This window comes from Bradyrhizobium sp. 215_C5_N1_1, from assembly GCF_052075935.1.
Classification (GTDB): Bacteria; Pseudomonadota; Alphaproteobacteria; order Rhizobiales; family Xanthobacteraceae; genus Bradyrhizobium; species Bradyrhizobium barranii.
Genome location: NZ_CP197228.1, coordinates 1,854,571 through 1,879,797 on the forward strand (window position 1 = coordinate 1,854,571; position 25,227 = coordinate 1,879,797).

The following is a 25,227-nucleotide window of genomic DNA, read 5'->3' on the forward strand; positions in this document are numbered from 1 at the left end:
GTCAGCTTTCCGGAACGAGAAAGATCGCGGCGAGCGGCGGAATGGTGAGGCGAAGCTCGGGCACCTTGCCGCCAGCGGCATGAACCTCGCCGATGTTTCCGACATTGGTGCCGCCGTAATGGGCGGAGTCCGAATTGAACACCTCTTTCCACTTGCCGGCGAAGGGCACGGGGACGCGATAGTTGCGATAGACGTTGGGCGAGAAGTTGATGATCACGAGACACCGTGCGTGCTCGTCGAATCCCTTGCGCAGCCAGGCGAACACGTTGCGGTTGGCGTCATCCGTGATCAGCCATTCGAATCCGCCCTGTTCGCAATCCATCTGGTGCAGCGCCGGCACCGCGCGATAGAGCCGGTTGAGGTCGCGGATCAGCGCCTGGATGCCGGAATGGTACTTGTATTCGAGCAGGTGCCAGTCGAGCGACTGGTCGTGATTCCATTCGCGGCTTTGCGCGATCTCCGCGCCCATGAACAGTAGCTTCTTGCCGGGGTGGCCGAACATGAAGCTGTAATAGGCGCGCAAATTCGCAAAGCGCTGCCATTCGTCGCCGGGCATGCGGCCAAGGATCGAACGTTTGCCGTGCACGACCTCGTCATGCGACAGCGGCAGGATGAAGTTCTCCGAGAAGGCGTAGTGCAGGCCGAACAGGATATCGCCGTGATGATGCTTGCGGTGGATCGGATCCTTGCTGATGTAGTTCAGCGTGTCGTGCATCCAGCCCATGTTCCACTTGTAGCCGAAGCCGAGCCCGCCGAATTCGACCGGGCGCGAGACCTGCGGCCACGCGGTGGATTCCTCGGCCGCCGTGGTCACCTGCGGGAAGCGCGCGTACAATTCGGTGTTGAAGCGGCGCAGGAACGCGATCGCTTCGATGTTCTCGCGGCCGCCATACTGGTTCGGAATCCAGGCGCCCGGCGGGCGGCTGTAGTCGAGATAGAGCATGGAGGCGACCGCATCGACGCGCAGGCCGTCGATCGCGTAACGCTCGAGCCAGAACAGCGCATTCGACACCAGGAAGTTCGTCACTTCGGTGCGGCCGTAATTGTAGATCAGCGTGCCCCAGTCGAGGTGGCGGCCCTGGAGCGGATTGGCATGCTCGTAGAGCGAGGTGCCGTCAAAGCTGCCGAGCCCGTGCGGATCGTCGGGGAAATGGCCGGGCACCCAGTCGAGCAGCACGCCGACGCCCTCGCGATGGCAGGCGTCGACCAGCGCGGCAAAATCCTCAGGCCCGCCGAAGCGGCTGGTCGGCGCATAGAGGCCGGTCGGCTGATAGCCCCAGGAGCCGTCGAATGGATGCTCGCTGACGGGCAGGAATTCGAGATGGGTAAAGCCCATGTCGCGGGCATAGGCCGGCAGCTGCTCGGCCAGCTCGCGATAGGTGAGCCATTCGCCGCCGTTCTTGCGCCGCCAGGAGCCGAGATGGACCTCGTAGATCGACATCGGCGCCGAGAGCGCGTTGATGCCATCCGGCGCCGGGCGCGGGCGTGCGAGATGTGCCTCGTCGAACACGATGGAAGCCGTCTTCGGCCGCACCTCGCTCGCAAAGGCCATGGGATCGGACTTCAGCGGCACCTGATGGCCGTGCGGCCCGATGATATCGAACTTGTAGTGGTCGCCGGCCTTGGCGTGCGGGATGAACAGCTCCCAATAACCGGCACCGCGGACCCGCATCGGATGGCGCCGCGCGTCCCAGAAATTGAAATCGCCGACCACGGATACGCGCCGCGCATTCGGCGCCAGCACGACGAAGCCGATGCCGTCGATGCCTTCGAGCCGCATCGGATGCGCGCCGAGCTTGTCGTAGAGGCGCTGATGGGTGCCTTCGCCGAGCAGATAGAGATCGAAATCGGTCAGGATCGGCGGGAAGCGATAGGCGTCCTCGAACTCGACGATGTTGTCGCCGAACCTGGCGCGGAGCTGATAGCGCTTCGAGCCGTTCGGCAAGGCGCCGATGAACAGGCCCGAAGCGTGGACGCGATCGAGCTTCGCCACCTCGCCATGTTCGCCCACCGCCTCGACATTGGTGGCCTCGGGGAGGAACGCGCGCACCACGCTCTTGCCGCCCTCGGGATGCAACCCGAGATAATGGAAGGGGTCGGAGTGGCGGCCCTCGATGATCGCGTAGGCCTCGGCTGGCAGTTTAGGCATGGGCTTCGCTCTCATTGGACAGAATGCGAAGCAGTCCGGTCAGCGGCGCGCGGAGCCCCTCAGGCCGGTGGGACAGCTCGTACTCTACTTCGTCGAAGGCTTGATCAAGCAGGAAAAACCTTAACAGGCCTTCCGCGGATTGCCGATCTTCCGGCCACAGCCGGCGATCGGTCATGGCTTCGCGGTAAGCGTTAAGGAATGTCGCGGCGGCGCGTTCGCGCCATTCGCCGAGTGCGGTCGTGAGCCGGTCCTGCTCGTCGGATGCGCCCGTCAGCGCGCGGCCGAGCGCTGTGTTAACCGAAAGCTCAATCGAGCGGATCAGGCCGGCGACGTCGCGTGCGGCCGGTGCCTTGCGCCGCTTGTCGGCCAGCGCGAGATGCGGATTGCCGTCGAAGTCGATGATGAAGATATCGTCCTTCACGATCAGGATTTGCCCGAGGCGGAAGTCGCCATGATGACGGATGTTCAACCCGCCGATGTCGGATGGCAAGAGTGCATAGAGGTGGTCGGGCAGGGTCGTGCGCACCGCGACGAGCTGGTCGATCAGAGGCCGGTCGGCCTCGCGCAGGCCGTCGCGGCTGTCGGCCAGCCGTTCGAAGATCCGCTCGGCCCGTGCCTTGAGCTCGGATGCCCAGCGCTCGACATGCGCGGGGCCGATCGGCTCCGGCGCGAGATCATCGGGCCTTGCGGCGGCGAGAGCGACATGCAGCTCGGCGAGCCGCCGGCCGATCTGCGCCATGAAGTGCAGATAAGGCGCCTGCTCCTGGGTCTCTCGGGGCGCTTCGCTCATCGGCGCCAACCGCTGCTCGTCGATATAGCGGTCGAGATAACCCGTGGTGACGGTCCAGCCGTCGCCCTGGTTCTCGACATAGGCGTGCAGCACGCCGACCGCGCTGCTTCGATCGCCTTCGACCAGCTCGACACTGCCGAGCAACGCCGGCGTATTGGCAAAGTGCGCGACGTCAGTGAGGTAGGAGCCGATCTCGATCTCGGGATTGATGCCGCCTTCGAGCTGGCGATAAATCTTGGCGACGTACTGGTTGTCGACCAGCGCCGTGCTGTTCGACTGCTCGATGGCGCGGATGCGTTCGGGCTCCTTGATGATGTAATCGGCGAACCGGCTGGTCGCCTTGAACTCCAGGCGCAGATTGTTCTCTTCCACCACCAGGTTCTGCGACAGATTGCGCAGGAACAGGCCGATGAAGATCTGCTCGGTCGCGACGTCGAGCAACGTACCCTCGCGCGCGCCCTGACGCACGGCGGCGAGCGCCTTCGGGTTGAAGCGTTCGCGGTCGAAGCGCACCCATTCGATCTGCATCGCCAGCACGTAGCGCGCCGTGGCATCCTGTTGCGGGGTTTCGAAGATCGCGATCCAGGGCCTGTTGTCGCCGATGTCGCAGAACGGCACCGCCGAGGTCAGCGTCGGCTTGATCTGCTTGGGATCTTGCTCGGGATACCAGCGCGTGCGCGACAGGAAGCCTGGCAGCACCTCGTGCTCGAACACGCCGCGCTCGCGCGCCAGCGACACCCAGGTCGAATTGACCGGCACCACCAGCGTCTCGAACTCAGGCACCGCGCGCGGCGTCACCGGCTCGGACTTGTTGCGCTCGGTGAGCTGGAACCAGTAGAAGCCGTAAGGCCCCAGCGTGATCATGTAGGGCACCTCGCCGATCGGCGGAAAACGCGTGCGTCCGAGCATCTCCTGCGGAATGCGGTCCTTCCACGGCGACAGATCGAGCTCGGTCGCCTGGGCTGCGCGCGAGAGGTTGGCGACGCACAGGATCACCTCGTCGTTGTACTGCCGGACATAGGCCAGCACGGCGCGGTTGGCCGGGCGGATGAAGGTCATGGTGCCGCGGCCGAAGGCGAGGGTCGATTTGCGTACCGAGATCAGGCGCTTGGTGGCGCTGAGCAGCGAGGACAGGCTGCGCGACTGCGCCTCCACGTTCACCGACTCGTAGCCGTAGACGGGGTCCATGATCAGCGGCGCGTAGAGACGGGCGGGATCGCAGCGGGAAAAGCCGCCATTGCGGTCCGGGCTCCACTGCATCGGCGTGCGCACGCCGTTGCGGTCGCCGAGATAGATGTTGTCGCCCATGCCGATCTCGTCGCCGTAATAGATGATCGGCGTGCCGGGAAAGGACAGCAGCAGCGAGTTCATGAGCTCGATCTTGCGGCGGTCATTGTCCATCAGCGGCGCCAGCCGCCGGCGGATGCCGACATTGATGCGGGCGCGGGGATCGTTGGCGTAGGTGGTCCAGAGATAGTCGCGCTCGACGTCGGTGACCATCTCCAGCGTCAGCTCGTCATGGTTGCGCAGGAACAGCGCCCATTGGCAGCTTGCGGGAATGTCCGGCGTCTGGCGCAAGATGTCGGTGATCGGAAAGCGGTCTTCCTGCGCGATCGCCATGTAGATGCGCGGCATCAGCGGGAAGTGGTAGGCCATGTGGCACTCGTCGCCGCGGCCGAAATATTCCTGCACGTCCTCCGGCCATTGATTGGCCTCGGCCAGCAGCAGCTTGCCCTTGGAGTAGGAGTCCAGTTCCTGGCGCAGGCGCTTGATGATCGCATGCGTCTCGGGGAGGTTCTCGTTGTTGGTGCCGTCGCGTTCGCAGAGATAGGGGATGGCGTCGAGGCGGAATCCGTCGACGCCGGCATCCAGCCAGCGCTTCATCACCTGGATCAGGGCGCTGACCACGCGCGGATTGTCGAAATTGAGGTCCGGCTGGTGCGAGAAGAAGCGGTGCCAGTAGAACGCCCCGGCTTCGTGGTCCCAGGTCCAGTTCGACTTCTCGGTGTCGGTGAAGATGATCCGCGTGCCCTGGTATTTCTGGTCGGTGTCGCTCCAGACATACCAGTTGCGGGCGCTCGAGCCCGGATGGCTGCGGCGCGCGCGCTTGAACCATTTGTGCTGGTCGGAGGTGTGATTGACGACGAGCTCGGTGATGACGCGCAGGCCGCGCTTCTGCGCTTCCTGGATGAAGCGCTTGAAGTCCTTCATCGTCCCGAAATCAGGATTGACCGAGCCGTAGTCGGCGATGTCGTAGCCGTCGTCGCGTCCTGGCGATGGATAGAACGGCAGCAGCCACAGCGCGGTGACGCCGAGCTCCTGGAGATAGGGCAGCTTCTCGGTCAGTCCGGCGAAATCGCCGATGCCGTCATGGTTGCTGTCGGCAAACGCCTTGACGTGGAGCTGGTAGATGATGGCGTCCTTGTACCAGAGTTCATCCACGATCTCGGCTGCCTCGGCTTTTTGGGTGTCGACGGAAGACAAAACATTCATGGCGTGATCCTTACGCCAGGCAGCGGAACAGCAGCGCCGGGTCGCGGTCGGGATCGATATATAATCTGATCCCGCCCCATTCGATGCGGGACAGTTCGCCTGTGATGAGATTTTCGAGTGCGGTGACGTGGCGGCGTGCGCCGCCGGCGTCGATGGTGAGGTCGCCGAGCGGCAACCAGACTTCGCGGACATGGCGCGAGAGGGCGATGACCGCGACGACAGTGTTGGCTGGATCGGCCGCCTCCTTGGCAAAGGCGATCGTCTCGCCGTCCTCGACGCCGAGGAAGCGCAAATTCTCCATTTGTTGAAGTGCGGCGTTATCGTTGCGGATGCGATTGAGCGCGGCGATGTAGGGCTTGATGTTGCCGGGCCGGTCCCAGTCGCGCTGCTTGATCTGGTATTTCTCGGAATCGAGATATTCTTCGCGGCCGGGAATCGCGTCATGCTCCAGCAGCTCGAACCCGCTGTAGATGCCGTAACTGCCGGACAGCGTCGCGGCCAGCGCGGCTCGCGACTTGAACGCCCAGGGCTCGCCACCCTGGAGATGATAGGGCAGCAGGTCGGGCGTGCTCACGAACAGGTTCGCCCGGTAGAAATCCCGCTCGGGATAGCGGGTCAGCTCGCCCAGATATTGCTCCAGCTCCCATTTCGCGGTGCGCCAGGGGAAATAGCTGAAGGACTGTGCAAAGCCGAGCTTGGCGAGGCCCTGCATCAGCTTCGGCCGTGCAAAGGTCTTGGAGAACAGGATCACCTCGGGATGGCGGCGGCGGATGTCGCTGATCAGCCACTCCCAGAACGGAAGCGGCGCGGTGTCGTGATTGTCGATGGCGAAGATGGTGACGCCGTGGTCGATCCAGAACAGCATGGCATCGCGAAACGCGTTCCACAGCCCGGCCCTGTCGACGGAGGCGAAATCGGGGATGACGATGTCCGAATAGGGATCATCCGCCGTCCGCACCGAGCGGTCCGGCCGCCATTTGAACCATTCCGGATGCTGCCTCAGCCAGGGATGGTCCGGCGAGCATTGCACGGCGAAGTCGAGCGCGAGCTCGAGGCCGTATTCGAGACAGGTCGCGACCAGCGCGCGGAAATCCTCGATCGTGCCGAGCTCAGGATGCAGTGCATCGTGCCCGCCCTCGGTCGTGCCGATCGCATAGGGCGAGCCGGGATCGCCTTCGGTCGCCACCGGCGCATTGTTGCGGCCCTTGCGGCGGGTGCGGCCAATGGGGTGGATGGGCGTGAAGTAGAGCACGTCAAATCCCATCGCGGCGATGTCGGGCACGCGCGCGATGCAGTCACGGAGCGTGCCATGCTGGCCGGGGCTCTGGCCCTGGCTGCGCGGCATCATCTGATACCAGCCGCCGAAGCGCGCTCTGTCGCGGTCGACGATCAGCGGGAAGTTCTGCGAGCGGGTCAGGTCGGGCCGCGACTGGCTCTCAGCCATGGCCGCGCCGAGATCGGCTGCCAGCAGCGAGCCGACGTCGCCGGTCTGAAGATAATCCTCGCATTGCTTCACGATGACCGCCGCGGCGTCCTGCCGGGCGCCATGTGCCTTGGTCAGGAGGCCGGCGCCCTCGATCGCGTCGAGGCTGACGTCCGCACCGGCGCGCCGCTTGCGCTCAACCCCGTGCGACCAGGTGGCGAACTCGTCGGTCCACGCTTCGATCGCATAGACATATTGGCCGGGCTCGCCGGGGGTGAAGGCGCCGGACCAGCGGTCATTGCCGTGATGGATCATCGGCTCGCTCCGCCATTCCCGGTCCTGTTCTCCTCGCCAGATCAGCGCGGCACCGATCACCGCGTGGCCGCCGCGATAAATGTCCGCCCAGACGTCGACCCGTTCGCCCGCAATCCGCTTCACCGCGAAACGGCCGCTGTCGATCGAGGGATAGATATCTTCGATGAGGAAAGCGCTGCCGGCTGCGGCACTCTCGACAGTTTGAATTGTCTTGTTCACGGTGATGCCATTGACAAGAAAGCAGGAGCCCGTTTCCCTTGTCGGGAACCTACGCTTGATACCAATATAGAAAGCCGCTTGTGTGTCATTGGTTCCCTTGGGAACGGCAGGCACGGTCTGCGAGTTAGCCCTGACTAACCTCTTCCACGACCTCGTTAAATTCCCTGCCCCCGGCCGGATGACGGCCTGCAAGCTGCGTGCCGAATGGATCTTTTAGCTCAAGCCCGGATCAAGGGCGTTCAGTCCGAATTCGTCGATGCCCTCGGAAAGCTGCGGGTCACCGATCCCGTGGCCCTCAAATCCATCCTCGAGGCCCTGCCGGAGAAGCGGGTTTACCGCTTCGTCGGCGGGCCCGTGGTGGTGCGCGCCCTGGGACATCCGCGCACCGAATTGACGACAATCGGCGCGCCGCCGCTGCAATGGACATTGCGCGCAAACGGCAATGTGATCGCGCAAGGCGAGACCCACGAGCCCGTGATCGCCTGGCCCGCCGGCCTGCCGCTCGGTTATCATCGGTTGACGCTGACCGATGCCAAGGGTGTTGCGGAAGAGGTGCCGATGATCGTGGCGCCCGAACGCGCCTTCGGCGGCGATTTCGCCCGTGGCTGGCTGCTTGCCGTTCAGCTCTACAGCGTCCGCTCGGACCGCAATTGGGGCATTGGCGATTTCACCGACCTCGCCGATCTCGTCCGGCTCGCCAGGCAGCTCGGCGCCGATGGCGTCGGGCTCAATCCGCTGCATGTTCTGTTCGACAACCACCCCGCCGATTGCAGCCCCTATTCGCCGAACAGCCGGCTGTTTCTCAACCCGCTCTATATCGACGTCGAGGCGATCCCGGAGTTTGCCGCCGACCTCGTCCCCGACGCGGCGGCGACCGCCGCGCGGCTGCGCGAAGGCGACCGTGTGCCCTATGCGGACATGGCGGCGCTGAAATGGCTCGGCCTGCGCGCCGCCTACAACAGTTTCGTGACGAGCGCGAGCGAGGCGCGCCGCAATGAATTCGACGCCTTCCGCGCGGACCGCGCGCCGCTGTTGTCCCGCTTTGCCTGCTTCGAGGTGCTGCGGCATCGCTTCTCCGGGCCTTGGTGGGAGTGGCCGCAAGAGTGGCAGCAGCCGGATGAAGCCAAATGCGCCGAGCTCCGCAACGGTCCCGACAAGCGCGAGGTCGAGTTCGTCGAATTCGTGCAATGGACGGCCGATAGCCAATTGCAGTCCGCCAAGGAATTGGCCGGCCAGCTCGGCATGCGCGTCGGGCTCTATCTCGACGTCGCCGTCGGCGTGCAGTCCAACGGCTTCGACGCCTGGAACGAGCAGATGGCGATTTCGCGCCATCTCGCCGTCGGCGCGCCGCCCGACGTGCTCAACACCGTCGGACAGGATTGGGGCCTTGCCGGCTTCAATGCCGGTGGTCTGGAGGCGCAATCCTTCGTGCCGTTCGCCGACATGCTGGCCGCCTCGATGCGCCATGCCGGCGCGATCCGGCTCGATCACGTGCTGGGCTTGAAACGGCTGTATCTGGTGCCGCGCGGCTTCAAGCCGGACAACGGCGCCTACGTGCAGATGCCGTTCGAGGCGCTGCTCGGCGCCGTGGTGCGCGAGAGCGCGGCGCACAAATGCATCGTGATCGGCGAGGACCTCGGCACCGTGCCGGAAGGTTTCCGCGAGACCATGCAGGATTTCGGCATCTGGTCCTACCTGGTCATGATGTTCGAGCGCGACGATGCCGGCCGCTTCCGCAATGCCGACCATTACCGGCCCAACGCGCTGGTCACGCTGAACACGCATGATCTGTGCACCTATGCCGGCTGGCGCTCCTTCAGCGATCTCAAGATGAAGCGCTCGCTCGGGCTCGACCCTGGCGAGAACGACCAGGCGCGCTGGGATGCGCTCGGCAGGCTCGACGAGATCCTGCGCCAGAACGGCATCAACGCCAACGATCTCTATTCGGTGCTCGCCTTCCTGTCGCGGACGCCGTCGCGTCTGCTGGCGGTGTCGCTGGAGGATCTGCTCGGCGTAATTGACCAGCCCAACATTCCCGGTACGATCGATGAGCATCCGAACTGGCGCCAGCGGCTGCCGGTGGCGCTCGACAAGATCGCCGCCAAGGTCGATGTTACGGCCTTGAAGGCGGCGACGCGGGAACGCTCGTTGACCGGCGGGAGTTGAAACGGCGGATTTTCCGGGGCTCGTGACACATTGGCTCAGAGGATCGAGGACTATGCGCTGATCGGCGATTGCGAGACCGCAGCGCTGGTCGGGCGCGACGGCTCGATCGACTGGCTGTGCTGGCCGGCCTTCGATTCAGATGCCTGCTTTGCCGCGATCCTCGGTACGCACAAGAACGGCCGCTGGCTGATCGCGCCAAGCGAGGACACGACCTCCATCTCGCGCCGCTATCTCGGCAACACCCTCATCCTCGAAACGCGCTTCGAGACCAGGAGCGGCACCGTTGCGCTGATCGACTTCATGCCGCCGCGCGGCAAGGCCTCCGACATCGTGCGGCTGGTCCGCGGCCTCACGGGCACGGTGAAGATGCGGATGGAGCTTGTCATCCGCTTCGGCTTCGGCGTCGACATTCCCTGGGTGCGACGCATCGACCATTCGCTGCTGGCGATCGCCGGCCAGGACATGACGGTGCTGCGCACCCCGGTGGAGACCCGCGGCGAGGATCTCACCACGGTCTCCGACTTCGACGTGAAGGCGGGTGAGACCGTGCCGTTCGTGCTGACCTACGGCCCCTCGCATCTCGATCCGCCCGCGCCGATCGATCCGGAGATCGCCTTCCAGGAGACCGAGAAATTCTGGAACGAATGGTGCAGCCGCTGCACCCGCGACGGCGAATATCACGATCTGATCGTACGCTCGCTGATCACGCTGAAGGCGCTGACCTTCGCCCCCACCGGCGGCATCGTCGCGGCGCCCACCACCTCGTTGCCGGAAAAGCTCGGCGGCGCCAGGAACTGGGATTACCGCTTCTGCTGGCTGCGCGATGCGACCTTCACGCTGCTGGCGCTGATGAACTCGGGTTACACCGAGGAAGCGTTGGCCTGGCACAATTGGCTGCTGCGCGCGGCGGCAGGCTCGCCGGCGGACATGCAGATCATGTACGGCATCTGGGGCCAGCGGCGTCTGCTGGAATGGGAAGCGGGCTGGCTCGACGGTTATGAGGGCGCCCAACCGGTGCGCGTCGGCAACGCCGCGCATGCGCAGCTCCAGCTCGACGTCTACGGCGAACTGATCGACGCCTTCCACCAGTCGCGCATGGCGAAGCTGAAGCTCGACGACGAGACGACCTGGGCGCTGGAATGCGCCGTGCTCAACCATCTCGCCGAGGTCTGGGACCGTCCCGATAACGGCATCTGGGAGCTGCGTGGACAGCCCAGGCACTACGTGTTCTCCAAGGTCATGACCTGGGTCGCCTTCGACCGCGGCATCAAGAGCGCCGAGACCTTTGGCTTCAAGGCGCCGCTGCTGCATTGGCGTGCCCTGCGCGAAGCCATTCATCGCGATGTCTGCAACAAGGGATTTGACGCGGAGGAGAATGCCTTCGTCGACTTCTATGGTTCAAAACTGCTCGATGCCAGCGTGCTACTGCTGCCGGCCGTCGGCTTTCTGCCGCCATCGGACCCGCGCATTGGGGGCACCATCGCCGCCGTCGAGAAACACATGATGCGCGACGGTTTTGTGCTGCGCCACGATCCCCGCGAAGTGTCCGAGGAGACGCAGCCGATCGAGGGCGCGTTCCTGGCGTGCAGCCTGTGGCTGGCCGATGCGCATGTGCTGGCCGGCGATCTCGACAAGGCTCAAGTGTTGCTCGATCGCGTGGTCGGCATCGCGAACGACGTCGGCCTCTTGGCCGAAGAATATGATTCAGGCGCCCAACGCCAGACCGGCAATTTCCCGCAGGCCTTGACCCACATCGCGCTGATCAACACCGCGCACAATCTCTCGGCCGCGAGGCAGGAGAGCGAGAAGCCGGCGGTTCAGCGGTCGAAGTAAGGGGGAGGGAGCGCACCTCCGTCGCGGCGCCAGTCGAGTCTCATCTCATCAGATCTCAGCCCACCCCGTTCCGCTTCAAGATCACCTCCATCGCCTCCGCAAAGCCGTCCTGTTCGTTGGTTGCGGTGACGTGGGTGGCCTGGTCCTTGACGCTGTCGGTGGCATTGCCCATGGCGATCGAGGTGCCGCTGACGCGGAACATCGCAAGGTCGTTCTGCATGTCGCCGATGGTGGCGACCGCGTCGGTGGAAATACCAAGGCGCTTGGCCATGGCCTGCACGAAGGTGCCCTTGTCGAAGCCGGGCGGGGTGATGTCGAGATAATAGGTCTGCGAGCGCACCGCGGTGGCCGCGCTGCCCAGCGCCTCCTGCATCGCCTTCTCGCAACGCTCGAGGCCGGCGGCATCGGCGCTGGCGCCGACGATCTTGCAGGCGTTCGCAAGGTACGGCGAGAAATCCGTCACGATGGTGGGATCGGAGCGGATCGTGTGCTGCTCGTGCGCGACGTATTTACCATCAGGGTTGTCGATCAGCCATTTGTCGGTGGTGAAGAGCCAGATGTCGGCGCCGAACTCCCGGAGGATCTGCAACGATCGTTCGGCGGCGTTCGCCGGGATCAGGTGCTGCTCGACCGGATGCATCTCGGGATCGACGATCGAGGAGCCGTTGAACGGACCGATCGGCAGCCAGAGCGCCAGCGGCTCGACCAGGAACCGCATGCCGATCGCTGGGCGGCTGGAGGTGATGGTGAAGCCGATGCCGGCCTTGTGCAGTCGCTGGACCGCGGACTGCGCGCGCTCCGTCAGCGTCTTGTCCTTGGTCAGCAGCGTGCCGTCGACGTCGGAGACGACCAGTGAGATTTTCGTCATGGCAGGACCTCAGGGTTTGTCGGCCTCAGCGTTTCGCCCCGCTCAGCTTTAATTGCCGGACCACGCCGTCAACGATCGCCTCGACGGATTCATCGATCGAGACGGTGACGACGTGCTCGCCAGCCTCGGGCGGCTCCAGCGTCGTGAATTGGCTCGTCAGCAGTTCGGGCGGCATGAAATGGCCCTTGCGTTGCGCGAGGCGGGCGGCGATCAGCTCCCTAGTGCCCCTCAGGAAGACGAAGCGGACGTCGTCGCGTCCGCGCAGAAGCACGTCGCGATAGGTGTGCTTCAGCGCCGAGCAGGCGATGATCACGTGCTCGCCTTTATCGCAAACCCGCGCAATCTCGTCGGCGATGGCGTTGAGCCAGGGCCAGCGGTCCTCGTCGGTGAGGGGGTGGCCGGCTCGCATCTTCTCGACATTGCTGGCTGGGTGAAAGCTGTCGCCGTCCTCGAAACGCCAGCCGAGCCGCTGCCCGAGCGCCTCCGCAACCGTACTCTTGCCTGAACCCGACACGCCCATCACGATCAACGCACAAGGTGCTTCAACGCCCGCCACGAATTCCCTCCGGAAGCGCGGCCTGGTCGACCAGCCAGACGGTCTCACCATTCGAGCGCGCGCGTACAGCCGGCAGAGTCTCGCCATTGAGCAGGCGCGTCAAGATCGGCTGCTTGTCGTGCCCGGCAATCTCGAACAGCATTTCGCGGCAGGAGGCCAAGGCGGGCAGGGTCAGCGACACCCGCGGCACGAACGGCGCGACATTGGCCTTGGGGACGCCGACCACCCAGCGTGTGGTCTCCTCGATCGCGGGGTAGCCGGGGAAGAGCGAGGCGGTGTGGCCGTCCGGGCCCGCGCCCATCAGGACCATGTCGAACAGCGGCCGTGCCGGATCGAGGTTTTCGGCGCCGTAGAAGGACTGAAGCTCGCGCGCATAGGCCTCGGCACCCGCTTCGGGGCTTTCAGCCGTGGTGGGGATCGGGTGAATATGCCCGGACGGCGCATTGCGGTCGAGAAAGGTCGCGCGCGCGACTGCCATGTTGTTGAGGGGATCGCTCGAAGGCACGAAACGCTCGTCACCGATGAACCAGTGCACGCGGTCCCACGGGATCTTGCCGCGATACGCCTCGCTGCCGAGCAATTGATAGAGCTTCTTCGGGCTGGAGCCGCCGGTGAGGCAGATCGCAATCCGCCCGGGATTGGCTGATATCCGCGCCATCACCCGTTCGGCTGCGGCCTGCGCCAGCGCCTCGGCATCGGCCTCGACGATCAGCTTCGGCTGGTCGGCCGCTGCCATCACGTAAACTTCCGCCAGCTTCGCCCGTCGCGCCGGAGCAGCTCATCGGCGCAGGCGGGGCCGTCGCTGCCGGCGGGATAGGTCTCGATGCCGTTGGTGCCTTCACTTTTCCAGGCGTCCAGGAACGGCTGCACCGCCTGCCATCCGGCCTCGATGCCGTCTGCGCGCTGGAACAGGATGTTGTCGCCGATCATGCAGTCGTAGATCAGAGTCTCGTAGCCGGTCGAGGGATCGGCGCGGAAATAGTCGCCGTACTTGAACTTCATCTCGACGCCGTCGATGGTGATGCTCGGCCCCGGGATCTTGGCGTTGAACTGCAGCTCGATGGTTTCGGTCGGCGCGATGCCGATGGTGAGGAAGTTCTGCGACAGGCGGTCGACATCCGTGCCTGAGAACATCGACAGCGGCGCCTGCTTGAACTTGATCGCCACTTCCGTGCGTTTGTGGCCGAGCGCCTTGCCGGTGCGCAGATAGAACGGCACGCCGGCCCAGCGCCAATTGTCGATCATCAGCTTCAGCGCGACGAAGGTCTCGGTGGTGCTGCCGGGCTTGACGTCCTCGGTCTTGCGATAGTCCGTGATCTCGTCGTCGCCGATGCGGCCGGCGAGATATTGCGCGCGCACCGAATTCTTCAGCGCCTCTTCCCGGGTCGGCTCCTGGATCGACGTCAGCACGTCGGCCTTTTCGGAGCGCACGGAATGCGCATCGAACCGCGCCGGCGGCTCCATCGCGACCAGCGACATCAGCTGGAACAGATGGTTCGGCACCATGTCGCGCAGTGCGCCGGTGGCATCGTAGAAGCCGCCGCGATGGCCGACGCCGAGCTTCTCCTCCACGGTGATCTGGATGTGGTCGATATGGTTGCGATTCCAGATCGGCTCGAACATGCCGTTGGCAAAGCGCAGCACCAGGATGTTCTGCACCGTCTCCTTGCCGAGATAATGATCGATCCGGTAGATCTGGTGCTCGTCCATGATCTTCAAGAGATCGGCATTCAGCGCCTTGGCTGACGCGAGATCGGTGCCGAACGGCTTTTCGATTACGAGCCGACGCCAGGCGCCGTTCTCCTTCATCATGCCGGTGCGGCCGAGCTCGCGCGCAGTCGGCGCGAACGCGGCAGGCGGCGTTGCCAGATAGAACAGTCGGTTGCCGCCGGTGTCCTGCGCGCATTCCAGCGAATCCAGATGCGCGCGCAAGCGGTCGAAGGAGGGGGGATCCTTCGGATCGGCCTCGACGAAGGTCACGCATTCCAGCAGTTTCCGGGCAATGTCGTCGTCCACGGGACGGGTTGCGAACTGGCGCAGGCCCTTCAACAGGCTGTCGCGCAGCTCGTCATCCGACTGGCGGTTGCGGGCCACGCCGACGACGCAGAACTTCTCCGGCAACAGGTGCTCGGCGGCCAGATTGTAGAGCGACGGCATCACCAGCCGATGGGTAAGGTCACCGGTCGCGCCAAAGATGACGAAGGCGCAATTTTCGGGCTTGGGCTTGGCCTGCGGGTCTTTTGTCACGAATGATCGGCCTTCGCTCTGTTACTTGTTACTTCTTACTTCGGCTCTTATTTGGGTTTCGAAGCGCCCGGCTGCTTCGGCTCCTTGTGGCCGCCGAAACCCGCGCGCATCGCGGAGAGAATTTTTTCGGCGAAGGTGTGTTCCTTGCGGGAACGGAAACGTGTGTAGAGGGCCGCGGTCAAAACTTCGGCCGGTACGGCCTCGTCGATCGCCGCATTCACGGTCCAGCGCCCTTCGCCGGAATCCTCGACGAAGCCGGAATATTCCGCAAGTGCAGGGCTGTCGGCGAGCGCCGTCGAGGTGAGGTCGAGCAGCCAGGATGGGATCACGCTGCCGCGCCGCCACACCTCGGCGATGTCGGCAAGGTCGAAATCGTAGCGATGATCCGCCGGCAACGCCTCGATGTTGGCATTCTTGAGGATGTCGAAACCTTCGGCATAGGCCTGCATCAGGCCGTATTCGATGCCGTTGTGGATCATCTTGACGAAATGGCCGGCGCCCACGGGGCCTGCATGGATGTAGCCCTGCTCGATGCGGGGATCGCGCCCCTCACGTCCCTCCGTGCGCGGAATGTCGCCGGCGCCGGGCGCAAGCGCGGCGAAGATCGGATCGAGCCGGTCGACCACCTGCTTCTCGCCGCCGATCATCATGCAATAGCCGCGGTCGAGCCCCCAGACGCCGCCTGAGGTGCCGACGTCGACATAATGGATGCCGCGCTCCTTCAGCGCCTTGCCGCGGCGGACGTCGTCCTGCCAGAACGTGTTGCCGCCGTCGATGATGACGTCGCCGGCCTGCATCACGGCCGCGATCGTGTCGATCGTCGTCTCGGTGATGTGGCCGGCCGGCAGCATCACCCAGGCCGCGCGCGGCCGCTCCAGTTTGGCGACGAACTCCTCCAGCGTCGCCGAGCCCTGTGCGCCGTCTGCGGCGAGACCCGCGACGGCCTTGGCGTCCTTGTCGTAGACCACGGTCGTATGACCGTGGCGCATCAGGCGGCGAACGATGTTGCCGCCCATCCGGCCGAGGCCGATCATGCCGAGTTGCATCGAGAGATTCCCTTAGTTCAGCGCATCGTTAAGCGCCGCGTTGAGCGCCGCGAGACCTTTCTTGAGCCCGCCCTTGAGGTGGACCCGGAGCGCGCGCCGGCCGCGCTCGGTGAGCACGTCGAAGTCGCCGCGCGCCTGCGCGGCCTTGATCACGCCGAAGCTCGCCTTCTGGCCCGGCACCGACAAGTCCTTGGCATCGTCGGCCGTGATCTGGAGAAACACGCCGCTGTCGGGCCCGCCCTTGTAGGCCTGCCCGGTCGAATGCAGGAAGCGCGGCCCGAACTCGGCGCAGGTCGCGACGTGACGCTTCTCGCGCACTTCGAGACGCATCGTCTGGAGTGCGTCGATCGTCGCCTTGTCGCGCGCGATGTAGCCGAGCAGGGCGACATAGTCGCCACGGCCCGAGCGGGAGAGATGCGCCTTCAGCCACGAGGTGAGGTCGCCGTTGGCGCCAGCGGCGCGCAGCGCCGTGGCGTTGGCCTCGTCGGTGTAGAGATCGGCCTCGTCGGTGCTGACCACCGGCTGTTCGGCCGGCAATGCACCGGTCTTCTCGAACGACGCGGTGAGCTCGCGGGTCTTGATCTTGGCCGCTTCCACGTCCGGCTGGTCGAACGGGTTGATGCCGAGGATGCTGCCAGCGACCGCCGTCGCCATCTCGAAGCGGAAGAACTCCTGACCGAGATGGTCGATCGACTTCATCACGATGCGCACGACGGGATGGCCGGCGGCTTCGACCGCGGCGAGCTTGGAGTCATGCGCGGCGTCCGCTTCGCCTTCGGTGCGAATGTCGATGAAGAAGCGGTCGTTGCCGTAGAGCGCGGGCTCGCCGAGTGGTTCGCCGGCGATCGGGATCAGGCCCTTGCCTTCCTTGCCGGTCGATTCCGCGATCAGCTGTTCGGCCCAGGCGCCGAAATCGGCGATCTTCTTCGACGACAGGATCGTCACCTTGTCGCGCCCTTCGAGGCCGGCGAGGCCCATGGCAAGGCCGAGCTGGACGCCCGGGTTCTCACCTGGCGGCACGTCGGGTCCGCAGGAGCGGGCCATGGAGAGCGCGTGCTTGATCAGCGTATTGACGTCGATGCCCGCGGTCGCCGCCGGCACCAGGCCGAACGGCGAGAGCACCGAATAGCGGCCGCCGATCGAGGGTTCCCCATGGAAGATGCGGGCGTAGTTGAGGCTCTTCGCCGCCTTCTCCAGCGACGAGCCGGGATCGGTCACCGCGATGAAGCGATGGCCGGTCTTCACTTTCGGCCCGACCGCCTGTGCGACGCGTTCGTGGAAATAATCCTTCATCGCGTTCGGCTCGGTGGTCCCGCCGGATTTGCTGGACACGATGAACACGGTGTTGGCGATGTCGATCCTGGCCTCCATTGCCCGGACCTGTGCCGGATCGGTGGAATCCAGCACGTGCAATTTCGGGAAGCCGGACTTCCGCGCAAAAGTCTCGGCCAACACCTCGGGGCCAAGGCTCGATCCACCCATGCCGAGCACGACGGCATCGGAGAACTTTTGGCCCTTCACGCGGCTCGCATAGTCCTCGTAGTCGGCGACGTCGGCCTTCGCCGCGCTGTCGAGCCAGCCGAGCCATTTGTCCTCGTCGGTGCCGGTCCAGACCGATTTGTCGCGCTGCCACAACCTGCGGATCTTTGCCGAGGCGCGCCATTCCTCGGTGGTCTTGGCCACCGCCTTGCCGAGGCCGTCGCCGAGCGAGAGAAGCTGGTGGTCGATCGCAGGCCCGAGCACGGTTGCCCGCTTGTGGGCGACGGCGCCATAGAGCTTGTCGGCGGCATCGGCGAACTGCTTGACGCCGTCCTTGACGAGCTCCTCGGTGATCGCCTCGAGCGAGACGCCGGAGCGTTCCAGTTCTTCCAGCACGCGGCGGGCGTCGTCGACGTTCTCTTCCAGGCTGTCGCGCGGCTTGCCGTGGTCGCGGAACGCGTCGAGCGTCGCCGGCGGCACGGTATTGATGGTGTCGGGGCCGATCAGCTCCTCGACATAGAGGACGTCGCTGTAGTCCTTGTTCTTGGTGCCGGTGGAGGCCCACAGCATCCGCTGCGGCTTGGCGCCCTTGGCGGCGAGCTTGTCCCAGCGCGGGCCGGAAAACAGGCGCTTGTAATCCTGGTAGGCGACCTTGGCGTTGGCGATCGCGACCTTGCCCTTCAGCGCGGCGAGCCGCTCCTTCTCGGATGGATCGTTGGCGCGGGCGATCTTCTCGTCGAGCTGCTTGTCGACGACCGAGTCGATGCGGCTGACGAAGAAGCTCGCGACGCTCGCCACGTGCGACGGGTCGCCGCCGCCGGCGACGTATTTTTCCAGACCGGCGAGATAGGCCTCGGCAACCTGGAGGTAGACGTCCCTGGCGAACAACAGCGTGATGTTGATGCTGATGCCGTCGCCGATCAGCGTCTCGATCGCCGGCAGGCCCTCCGGCGTCGCCGGCACCTTCACCATCAGGTTCTTGCGGTCGACATCCTTCCAGAGCCGCCGCGCCTCGGCGACCGTGCCGGCGGTGTCCATCGCCAGATAGGGCGAAACTTCCAGGCTGACATAGCCGTCGCCGGCCCTCAGGCGGTCATAGACCGGGCGGAGCACGTCCGCGGCGTTCTGGATGTCCTCGATCGCGACGGCCTCGAACAGGTCGGCCACGGTCCGGTCGCCGCGCTTCAGCGCCTTGCCGATCGGGGCGTCATACTCGTCCGAACTGCCGATCGCCTTCTCGAAGATCGACGGGTTGGAGGTGACGCCCTTGACACCGTCGGTGTCGATCAGCCGCTTCAGGTCGCCCTTGGCGATGAAGCCACGGGCCAGGAAGTCCAGCCAGACGGCTTGTCCGTGCTTTTCCAGTTCTTTGACGGGATTCATGATGTTTATTTATCTCCAAGCCTGCGGGCGAGGGGTTTCCGCGCCGGTCCTGACGCGCTATCCTCTAGCCTACATGCTCCCGGGAGGGAACCAATCAAGGGGATAGGCGTCTACCCTCCAGTGTAACTCCGTCGCGATCATGGCGATCCAGGCGGAAGTAGCTGTGTTGCGTAAAAAGTCGTCGGCCGGAACAATGGCCAAGGGCTCGTTACCAACGTAGCCGCTTCGTCTCGTCAGCCCAGTCTGCGTGGAGTGTCATCAGCGGATTACGGTCCGCCTGATAGATCGTCGCTCGGCCGCGAATGGCCATGCTGGGGAAGAGCATGCACGCACATCATGACCGCCTGACGCTCGCTGTTGCCGACAGCCCGCAATCGGTCGCGCCGGCCGCATGCATCGATGCGACCCACGATCTCGAAATCAGCCCATGTACGACCCAACTGCGGCTGCTGGTCGCGGCGGGCTTCGCATTGACCCTGTTCAGCGCGACCCTTGCCTTCGACTGGTGGGACGGTCTGGGCGACTACGATACGACGGTCGGCTATGCCGGCGTCGTGCTGTTCGGCCTGGTGACCGGCCGGCTGATCTGGCTGCTGCCCGCCGAGCGGGGACCGGTGGTGATCGTCACCCCCTATGGCATCCGCGACCTCCGCATCGGCAATGAATTTCTGCTGTGGGACTCGATTGCGGAGGTTTCGACTGAGGAAGGCCGCGGCCACAAGGCGATCGTGCTGACGCTGACGCCGGCCTTGCAGCGGCAGCTCTGCACCATCAGCACCTTGGCGCCCCGCGCGCAGAATGAACGGCAGAATGAACGGCAGAATGAACGGATTGTCATCCCCTCCGAGGGGTTGGCGACCGATTTTGATACACTGCTGCGCGCTTGCCGCGATTGTCATGCTGCGAGCGTTGCGCGCACCGCATTGCAGCAGGAAGATGAACGCGGCACGCAAGGCTTCGCCGTACAAGCGTCATAAGATTGCCGCTCGCAGATCGCTCCATGTTGCAGTGCCGGATGGGCTCATCCCCGGTAATGCCCGGATGTTGCGACCAAGTGACATTTTCTGGAAATGAGCGAAGATAGATACAGATTCGCACAAATTACAGGCATGTGCCTGTTCGTAACTCAACGAGTGCCTACGTTGTGCGTTGCGTCGTGTCGGCACCCGGGTGTCCAATGATCGTCATGTGCTCACGCTGATTCGAAATGGCCTGAGGAACGGTCCGGTAACTGCTTTCGTTTCAGCTTGTGGCGGAACTCACGCGGAGAGGGATCATGTATAACGATTCTCTATTCAACGCTTTCGCTAAGTCGTTCGAGGCGAGAAGCCAACACGACATGTCGATGGCGGAATATCTGGAATCGTGTCGAAGCGATCCCATGAAATACGCGAACGCGGCCGAGCGACTGCTAGCAGCCATCGGTGAGCCCCAGACGATTGACACGGCCAAGGACCCACGCCTTGGCCGTATTTTTTTGAACCGCACCATCCGGACCTATCCGGCCTTCGCCGGCTTCTACGGCATGGAAGAAACCATCGAGCGCATCGTCGGTTTCTTCCGCCACGCGGCGCAGGGGCTCGAAGAGCGCAAGCAGATCCTCTATCTGCTCGGCCCGGTCGGCGGCGGCAAATCCTCGCTCGCCGAGCGGCTCAAGTCGCTGATGGAAGTGCAGCCGATCTACGTGCTCAAAGCCGGCGATGAATTGAGCCCGGTGTTTGAAAGCCCGCTCAGCCTGTTCGATCCCGATCATCTCGGACCGATGCTGGAAGAGAAGTACGGCATTCCGCGCCGTCGCCTCACCGGCCTGATGAGCCCGTGGTGCTACAAGCGGCTGGAAGCCTTCGGCGGTGACATTTCTCAGTTCAGAGTCGCAAAAATCCAGCCGTCGCGGCTGCGCCAGATCGCGGTCTCCAAGACCGAGCCTGGTGACGAGAACAACCAGGACATCTCCTCGCTGGTCGGCAAGGTCGATATCCGCAAGCTCGAGACCTACGCGCAGAACGATCCCGACGCCTACAGCTATTCGGGCGGCCTCAACCGCGCCAACCAGGGCATCCTTGAATTCGTCGAGATGTTCAAGGCGCCGATCAAGATGCTGCACCCGCTGCTCACCGCAACGCAGGAGGGCAACTACATCGGCACCGAGAATATCGGCGCGATCCCGTTCACCGGCGTGATCCTCGCGCACTCGAACGAAGCCGAGTGGTCGAGCTTCAAGGCCAACAAGAACAACGAGGCCTTCATCGACCGCATCTGCGTGATCAAGGTGCCGTACTGCCTCCGGGCCACCGAAGAGCAGAAGATCTACGAAAAGCTGATCCAGGGCTCGGAGCTGGCGGCCGCGCCGTGCGCACCGTCGACCCTGGAGACGTTGGCGCGGTTCTCGGTGATGTCGCGCCTGCGCAAGCACGAGAATTCCACGTTGTTCGGCAAGATGCGGGTCTATGACGGCGAGAGCCTGAAGGAATCCGATCCGAAGGCACGGAGCGTCCAGGAATATCGCGATGCCGCCGGCGTCGACGAGGGCATGGACGGCGTCTCCACCCGCTTCGCCTTCAAGATCCTGGCTGCGACCTTCAACCACGATCCGCAGGAAGTCGCCGCCGACGCCGTGCATCTGATGTACGCGCTGGAGCAGTCGATCCGCCGCGAGCAGCTCCCTGAGGAAGTCGAGAAGCGCTACCTCGAATTCATCAAGGCGGACCTGGCGCCGCGCTACGCCGAGTTCATCGGCAACGAGATCCAGAAAGCCTATCTCGAATCCTACTCGGATTATGGCCAGAACCTGTTCGATCGCTACGTCGACTACGCCGACGCCTGGATCGAGGATCAGGACTTCAAGGATGCCGACACCGGCCAGCTGCTCGATCGCGAGCTTTTGAACCAGGAACTGACCAAAATCGAGAAGCCGGCGGGTATCGCCAACCCGAAGGACTTCCGCAACGAGGTGGTCAAATTCTCGTTACGGTCGCGGGCCCAGAACGGAGGCAAGAATCCGACCTGGATTTCCTACGAGAAGATTCGCGACGTGATCGAAAAGCGGATATTCTCGCAGGTCGAGGACCTGCTTCCGGTCATCTCCTTCGGGTCGAAGAAGGACGGCGAGACGGAGAAGAAGCACGGCGAGTTCGTCGCACGCATGGTGGAGCGCGGCTACACCGAGCGTCAGGTTCGCCGGCTCGTCGAATGGTACATGCGTGTGAAGCAGGCCGGTTGAGGCGGATGGAGCGGATGGAAAAGTGCCCATTCACATTATTGACAGGCGCCTGAATCCAGGCGGCAAGAGTCTTGAGAACCGGCAGCGGTTCTTGCGTCGGGCCAAATCCCTGGTGCAGGGCGCCGTCAAGAAGACCTCGCAGGAACGCGACATCAAGGACGTCCTGGAGGGTGGTGAGGTCACGATACCGCTCGACGGCATGCACGAGCCGCGTTTCCGCCGTGAAGGCGGAACGCGCGACATGGTTTTGCCCGGGAACAAGAAGTTCATCGAGGGCGATTACCTCCAGCGATCCGGCCAGGGCAGCGCCAAGGATTCCGGTCCCGGCGAAGGCGACAGCGAGGACGCGTTCCGCTTCGTCCTCTCCCGCGACGAGTTCGTGGATCTGTTCCTCGACGACCTCGAGCTGCCGGATCTTGCCAAGCGCAAGATCGCGCAGACCGAGAGCGAGGGCATCCAGCGCGCCGGCTACACCACGTCCGGCTCGCCCGCCAACATCTCGGTCAGCCGGACGGTGAAGCTCGCGCTGGCGCGGCGCATCGCGCTCAAGCGTCCCCGCAAGGAGGAGATCGAGGAGCTGGAAGCCGCGATCGCGGCATGCACCAACGAGGACGAGCGTGTGCTGCTGCTCGCCGAGCTCGAAAGGCTGAAGGCGAGAACCAAGCGCATTCCCTTCGTCGATCCGCTCGATATCCGCTACCGCCGCTACGAGAAGGTGCCGCGGCCGGTGGCGCAGGCGGTGATGTTCTGCCTGATGGACGTCTCCGGCTCGATGTCCGAGCACATGAAGGATCTCGCCAAGCGCTTCTACATGCTGCTCTACGTGTTCCTGAAGCGGCGCTACAAGCATGTCGAGATCGTCTTCATCCGCCACACCGACCGCGCCGAGGAGGTGGACGAGCAGACCTTCTTCTACGGTCCGGCCTCGGGCGGCACGCTGGTCTCGAGCGCGCTCCACGCCATGCACGAGATCGTGCGCGAGCGTTTCAATCCGGCGGACTGGAACATCTACGCCGCGCAAGCCTCCGACGGCGACAATTCCTATTCCGACGGCGAGCTCACGGGCATGCTGCTGACCGACAAGATCCTGCCGGTCTGCCAGTTCTTTGCCTATCTCGAGGTCGGGGAGTCCGGCGGCAGCGCCTTCGATCTCTCCGACTCCTCGCTCTGGACCCTCTACGACCGCCTGCGCAACAGCGGCGCACCGCTCTCGATGCGCAAGGTCAGCGAGCGCAGCGAGATCTTCCCGGTGTTCCACGATCTGTTCCAGCGCCGCGAAACTTCCCAGGAGAAAGCCGCTCCATGACGGAACGCTTGTTCGAAGGCGCCGATTGGGATTTCCACACCTTGCAGCGCATCACCGATGCCTGCGAGGAGGTGGCGACGAAGGATCTCGGGCTCGACGTCTATCCGAACCAGATCGAGGTCATCACCGCCGAGCAGATGCTGGATGCCTACTCGTCCGTCGGCATGCCGCTGTTCTACAAGCACTGGTCGTTCGGCAAGCACTTCGCGTTCCACGAGGCCTCGTACCGCAAGGGCCTGATGGGGCTTGCCTATGAGATCGTGATCAACTCCTCGCCCTGCATCTCCTATCTGATGGAGGAGAACACGGCGACGATGCAGACGCTGGTGATCGCCCACGCCGCCTTCGGCCACAACCACTTCTTCAAGAACAACTATCTGTTCAAGCAGTGGACCGACGCCGACGGCATTCTGGACTATCTCGACTTTGCCAAGAACTACGTGATGACCTGCGAGGAGCGCTACGGCCGCGTCGAGGTCGAGCGCACCCTGGATGCCGCGCATGCGCTGATGTCGCACGGCATCGACCGCTATCCCGGCAAGAAGAAGCTGGATCTGCGCGCCGAGGAGAAGCGGGCAGGGCGCCGCCGTCAGCACGAGGAGGAAGTCTTCAACGACCTCTGGCGCACCGTGCCGAAGGGGGCGTCGAAGACCCGCTCGGCGCTCAGCATCGAACGCCGCCGCAAGCTGCTCGGCCTGCCGCAGGAAAACCTGCTCTACTTCCTGGAGAAGAGCGCGCCGCGGCTGGCGCCCTGGCAGCGCGAGCTTTTGCGCATCGTCCGCCACATCGCGCAATATTTCTATCCGCAGAGCCAGACCAAGGTGATGAACGAGGGGACCGCGACCTACGTCCACTATCGCATCATGACCAAGCTGCATCAGCAAGGCCGCATCTCCGACGGCAACTTCCTCGAATTCCTGCAGTCGCACACCAACGTGGTGTTCCAGCCCGAATTCGACGATCCGCGCTTCTCCGGCTTCAATCCCTATGCGCTCGGCTTTGCCGTGATGCAGGACATCGAGCGCATCGTCACCAGGCCGGAAGACGAGGATCGCGAGTGGTTCCCCGACATTGCCGGCAAGAACGACGTGATGGGCGTGCTGCGCGACGTCTGGGCCAACTACCGCGATGAAAGCTTCATCGCGCAGTTCCTGAGCCCGAAGCTGATGCGGCACTTCCGCATGTTCCACCTGCACGACGATCCCGAGGAGCGTGCCGGCATCCGGGTCGATGCCATCCACGACGATCGCGGCTTCCGCCGGGTGCGGCGCGAGCTGGCACGGCAGCATGATGTCGGCTTCATCGACGCCAATATCGAAGTGGTCGACGTCGATCTCTCCGGCGACCGCCGGCTGATCCTGCATCACCACGTCATCAAGGGCTCGCAGCTCAACGAGACCGACGCCAAGCGCGTGCTCCAGCACCTCGCCGATCTCTGGACTTACGACGTCTCACTGATCGAGGTCGATGCCAACGACAAGGTCCTGCGCGAATATGTCGTAAGCCCGCGCCCGATCCCGGCGGCGGCCTGACGCGGCTGGCAAGCTGCTGGAACATCGACGTGGCGGTAGCTCGCCCGCGGCCAATCCTTCGAGACGCCCGCCTCTGGCGGGCCCTCAGGATGAGGACGGAGTGTGCGGGAGCTATGTCGACAGACAGCGCTTCTGCTTAGCCTCATCCTGAGGAGACCGCGGAGCGGTCGTCTCGAAGGACGAGGCGCTTGCTCTGGCCGTC

The 25,227-nt window shown here is 64.2% G+C and carries 15 protein-coding genes; 6 read left to right on the forward strand and 9 right to left on the reverse strand.

Features of this window, described 5'->3' with window-relative positions; genetic code table 11:
- Position 1: 1 nt before the first annotated feature.
- The 3 genes from glgB to AB7G19_RS08715 are packed head-to-tail and all read right to left on the reverse strand — an operon-like array spanning position 2 to position 7,389.
- Complete coding sequence (gene glgB / locus AB7G19_RS08705) at positions 2-2,149, reverse strand: 1,4-alpha-glucan branching protein GlgB (protein WP_063981401.1); 2,148 nt, start codon at positions 2,147-2,149, stop codon at positions 2-4.
- The gene (gene treS / locus AB7G19_RS08710; RefSeq protein ID WP_063981402.1) at positions 2,142-5,432 is read right to left on the reverse strand and encodes a maltose alpha-D-glucosyltransferase; all 3,291 of its coding nucleotides are present in this window, start codon (positions 5,430-5,432) and stop codon (positions 2,142-2,144) included. Before treS ends, glgB begins: the two co-directional genes overlap by 8 nt.
- Positions 5,433-5,442: 10 nt before the next feature.
- The gene (locus AB7G19_RS08715) at positions 5,443-7,389 is read right to left on the reverse strand and encodes a maltotransferase domain-containing protein (RefSeq protein WP_063981403.1); all 1,947 of its coding nucleotides are present in this window, start codon (positions 7,387-7,389) and stop codon (positions 5,443-5,445) included.
- A 204-nt stretch (positions 7,390-7,593) separates the two neighbouring features.
- Between AB7G19_RS08715 and malQ the strand changes: the two genes are divergently transcribed.
- Both malQ and AB7G19_RS08725 read left to right on the forward strand, forming a co-directional pair.
- Positions 7,594-9,555: a 4-alpha-glucanotransferase gene (gene malQ, locus AB7G19_RS08720; RefSeq protein WP_063981404.1), complete on the forward strand. Its 1,962-nt coding sequence runs from the start codon at positions 7,594-7,596 to the stop codon at positions 9,553-9,555.
- 30 nt (positions 9,556-9,585) lie between these two features.
- Positions 9,586-11,388, forward strand: coding sequence for a glycoside hydrolase family 15 protein (locus tag AB7G19_RS08725; protein ID WP_063981405.1), 1,803 nt, complete (start codon positions 9,586-9,588; stop codon positions 11,386-11,388).
- Between the two features lie 55 nt (positions 11,389-11,443).
- Here AB7G19_RS08725 and AB7G19_RS08730 read toward each other — a convergent pair whose 3' ends face one another.
- From AB7G19_RS08730 to AB7G19_RS08755, 6 genes are read right to left on the reverse strand one after another with little or no spacing between them, the layout of a single operon-like run.
- Positions 11,444-12,256, reverse strand: coding sequence for a Cof-type HAD-IIB family hydrolase (locus AB7G19_RS08730; protein ID WP_063981406.1), 813 nt, complete (start codon positions 12,254-12,256; stop codon positions 11,444-11,446).
- A 25-nt stretch (positions 12,257-12,281) separates the two neighbouring features.
- Positions 12,282-12,812 (reverse strand): gluconokinase, encoded by a 531-nt coding sequence (locus AB7G19_RS08735; RefSeq protein WP_014492792.1) that lies wholly within the window; start codon positions 12,810-12,812, stop codon positions 12,282-12,284.
- Positions 12,799-13,548 carry a 6-phosphogluconolactonase gene (pgl, locus tag AB7G19_RS08740; protein WP_063981407.1) on the reverse strand — a complete coding sequence of 250 codons (750 nt, stop codon included), beginning with the start codon at positions 13,546-13,548 and terminating at the stop codon, positions 12,799-12,801. Before pgl ends, AB7G19_RS08735 begins: the two co-directional genes overlap by 14 nt.
- On the reverse strand, positions 13,548-15,059 hold the full coding sequence (gene zwf, locus AB7G19_RS08745; protein WP_063981408.1) for a glucose-6-phosphate dehydrogenase: 1,512 nt from the start codon (positions 15,057-15,059) through the stop codon (positions 13,548-13,550). Before zwf ends, pgl begins: the two co-directional genes overlap by 1 nt.
- 47 nt (positions 15,060-15,106) lie before the next feature.
- A complete protein-coding gene (gene gnd, locus AB7G19_RS08750; protein WP_028160653.1) occupies positions 15,107-16,105 on the reverse strand; it encodes a phosphogluconate dehydrogenase (NAD(+)-dependent, decarboxylating) in 999 nt (332 codons plus the stop codon).
- A 12-nt stretch (positions 16,106-16,117) separates the two neighbouring features.
- Positions 16,118-18,967, reverse strand: coding sequence for a bifunctional transaldolase/phosoglucose isomerase (locus AB7G19_RS08755; RefSeq protein ID WP_063981409.1), 2,850 nt, complete (start codon positions 18,965-18,967; stop codon positions 16,118-16,120).
- A 302-nt stretch (positions 18,968-19,269) separates the two neighbouring features.
- Here AB7G19_RS08755 and AB7G19_RS08760 point away from each other — a divergent pair, with 302 nt between their 5' ends.
- The 4 genes from AB7G19_RS08760 to AB7G19_RS08775 all read left to right on the forward strand — a co-directional run bounded on the left by AB7G19_RS08760 (position 19,270) and on the right by AB7G19_RS08775 (position 25,025).
- Complete coding sequence (locus tag AB7G19_RS08760) at positions 19,270-19,944, forward strand: STM3941 family protein (protein WP_283017522.1); 675 nt, start codon at positions 19,270-19,272, stop codon at positions 19,942-19,944.
- A gap of 299 nt (positions 19,945-20,243) precedes the next feature.
- A complete protein-coding gene (locus AB7G19_RS08765; protein ID WP_063981411.1) occupies positions 20,244-22,187 on the forward strand; it encodes a PrkA family serine protein kinase in 1,944 nt (647 codons plus the stop codon).
- A 22-nt stretch (positions 22,188-22,209) separates the two neighbouring features.
- Positions 22,210-23,493: a YeaH/YhbH family protein gene (locus AB7G19_RS08770; RefSeq protein WP_063981412.1), complete on the forward strand. Its 1,284-nt coding sequence runs from the start codon at positions 22,210-22,212 to the stop codon at positions 23,491-23,493.
- Positions 23,490-25,025, forward strand: a complete 1,536-nt coding sequence (locus AB7G19_RS08775) for a SpoVR family protein (RefSeq protein WP_028147051.1) — start codon at positions 23,490-23,492, stop codon at positions 25,023-25,025. The genes AB7G19_RS08770 and AB7G19_RS08775 overlap by 4 nt, the downstream gene beginning before the upstream one ends.
- Positions 25,026-25,227 lie beyond the last annotated feature (202 nt).

Bases quoted from the DNA above. Each gene is read 5' to 3' on its own strand.
- glgB (WP_063981401.1), bottom strand. From the start codon at position 2,149: ATGCCTAAACTGCCAGCCGAGGCCTACGCGATCATCGAGGGCCGCCAC.
- treS (WP_063981402.1), bottom strand. From the start codon at position 5,432: ATGAATGTTTTGTCTTCCGTCGACACCCAAAAAGCCGAGGCAGCCGAG.
- malQ (WP_063981404.1), top strand. From the start codon at position 7,594: ATGGATCTTTTAGCTCAAGCCCGGATCAAGGGCGTTCAGTCCGAATTC.
- AB7G19_RS08730 (WP_063981406.1), bottom strand. From the start codon at position 12,256: ATGACGAAAATCTCACTGGTCGTCTCCGACGTCGACGGCACGCTGCTG.
- pgl (WP_063981407.1), bottom strand. From the start codon at position 13,548: ATGGCAGCGGCCGACCAGCCGAAGCTGATCGTCGAGGCCGATGCCGAG.
- gnd (WP_028160653.1), bottom strand. From the start codon at position 16,105: ATGCAACTCGGCATGATCGGCCTCGGCCGGATGGGCGGCAACATCGTT.
- AB7G19_RS08755 (WP_063981409.1), bottom strand. From the start codon at position 18,967: ATGAATCCCGTCAAAGAACTGGAAAAGCACGGACAAGCCGTCTGGCTG.
- AB7G19_RS08760 (WP_283017522.1), top strand. From the start codon at position 19,270: ATGGCCATGCTGGGGAAGAGCATGCACGCACATCATGACCGCCTGACG.
- AB7G19_RS08765 (WP_063981411.1), top strand. From the start codon at position 20,244: ATGTATAACGATTCTCTATTCAACGCTTTCGCTAAGTCGTTCGAGGCG.
- AB7G19_RS08775 (WP_028147051.1), top strand. From the start codon at position 23,490: ATGACGGAACGCTTGTTCGAAGGCGCCGATTGGGATTTCCACACCTTG.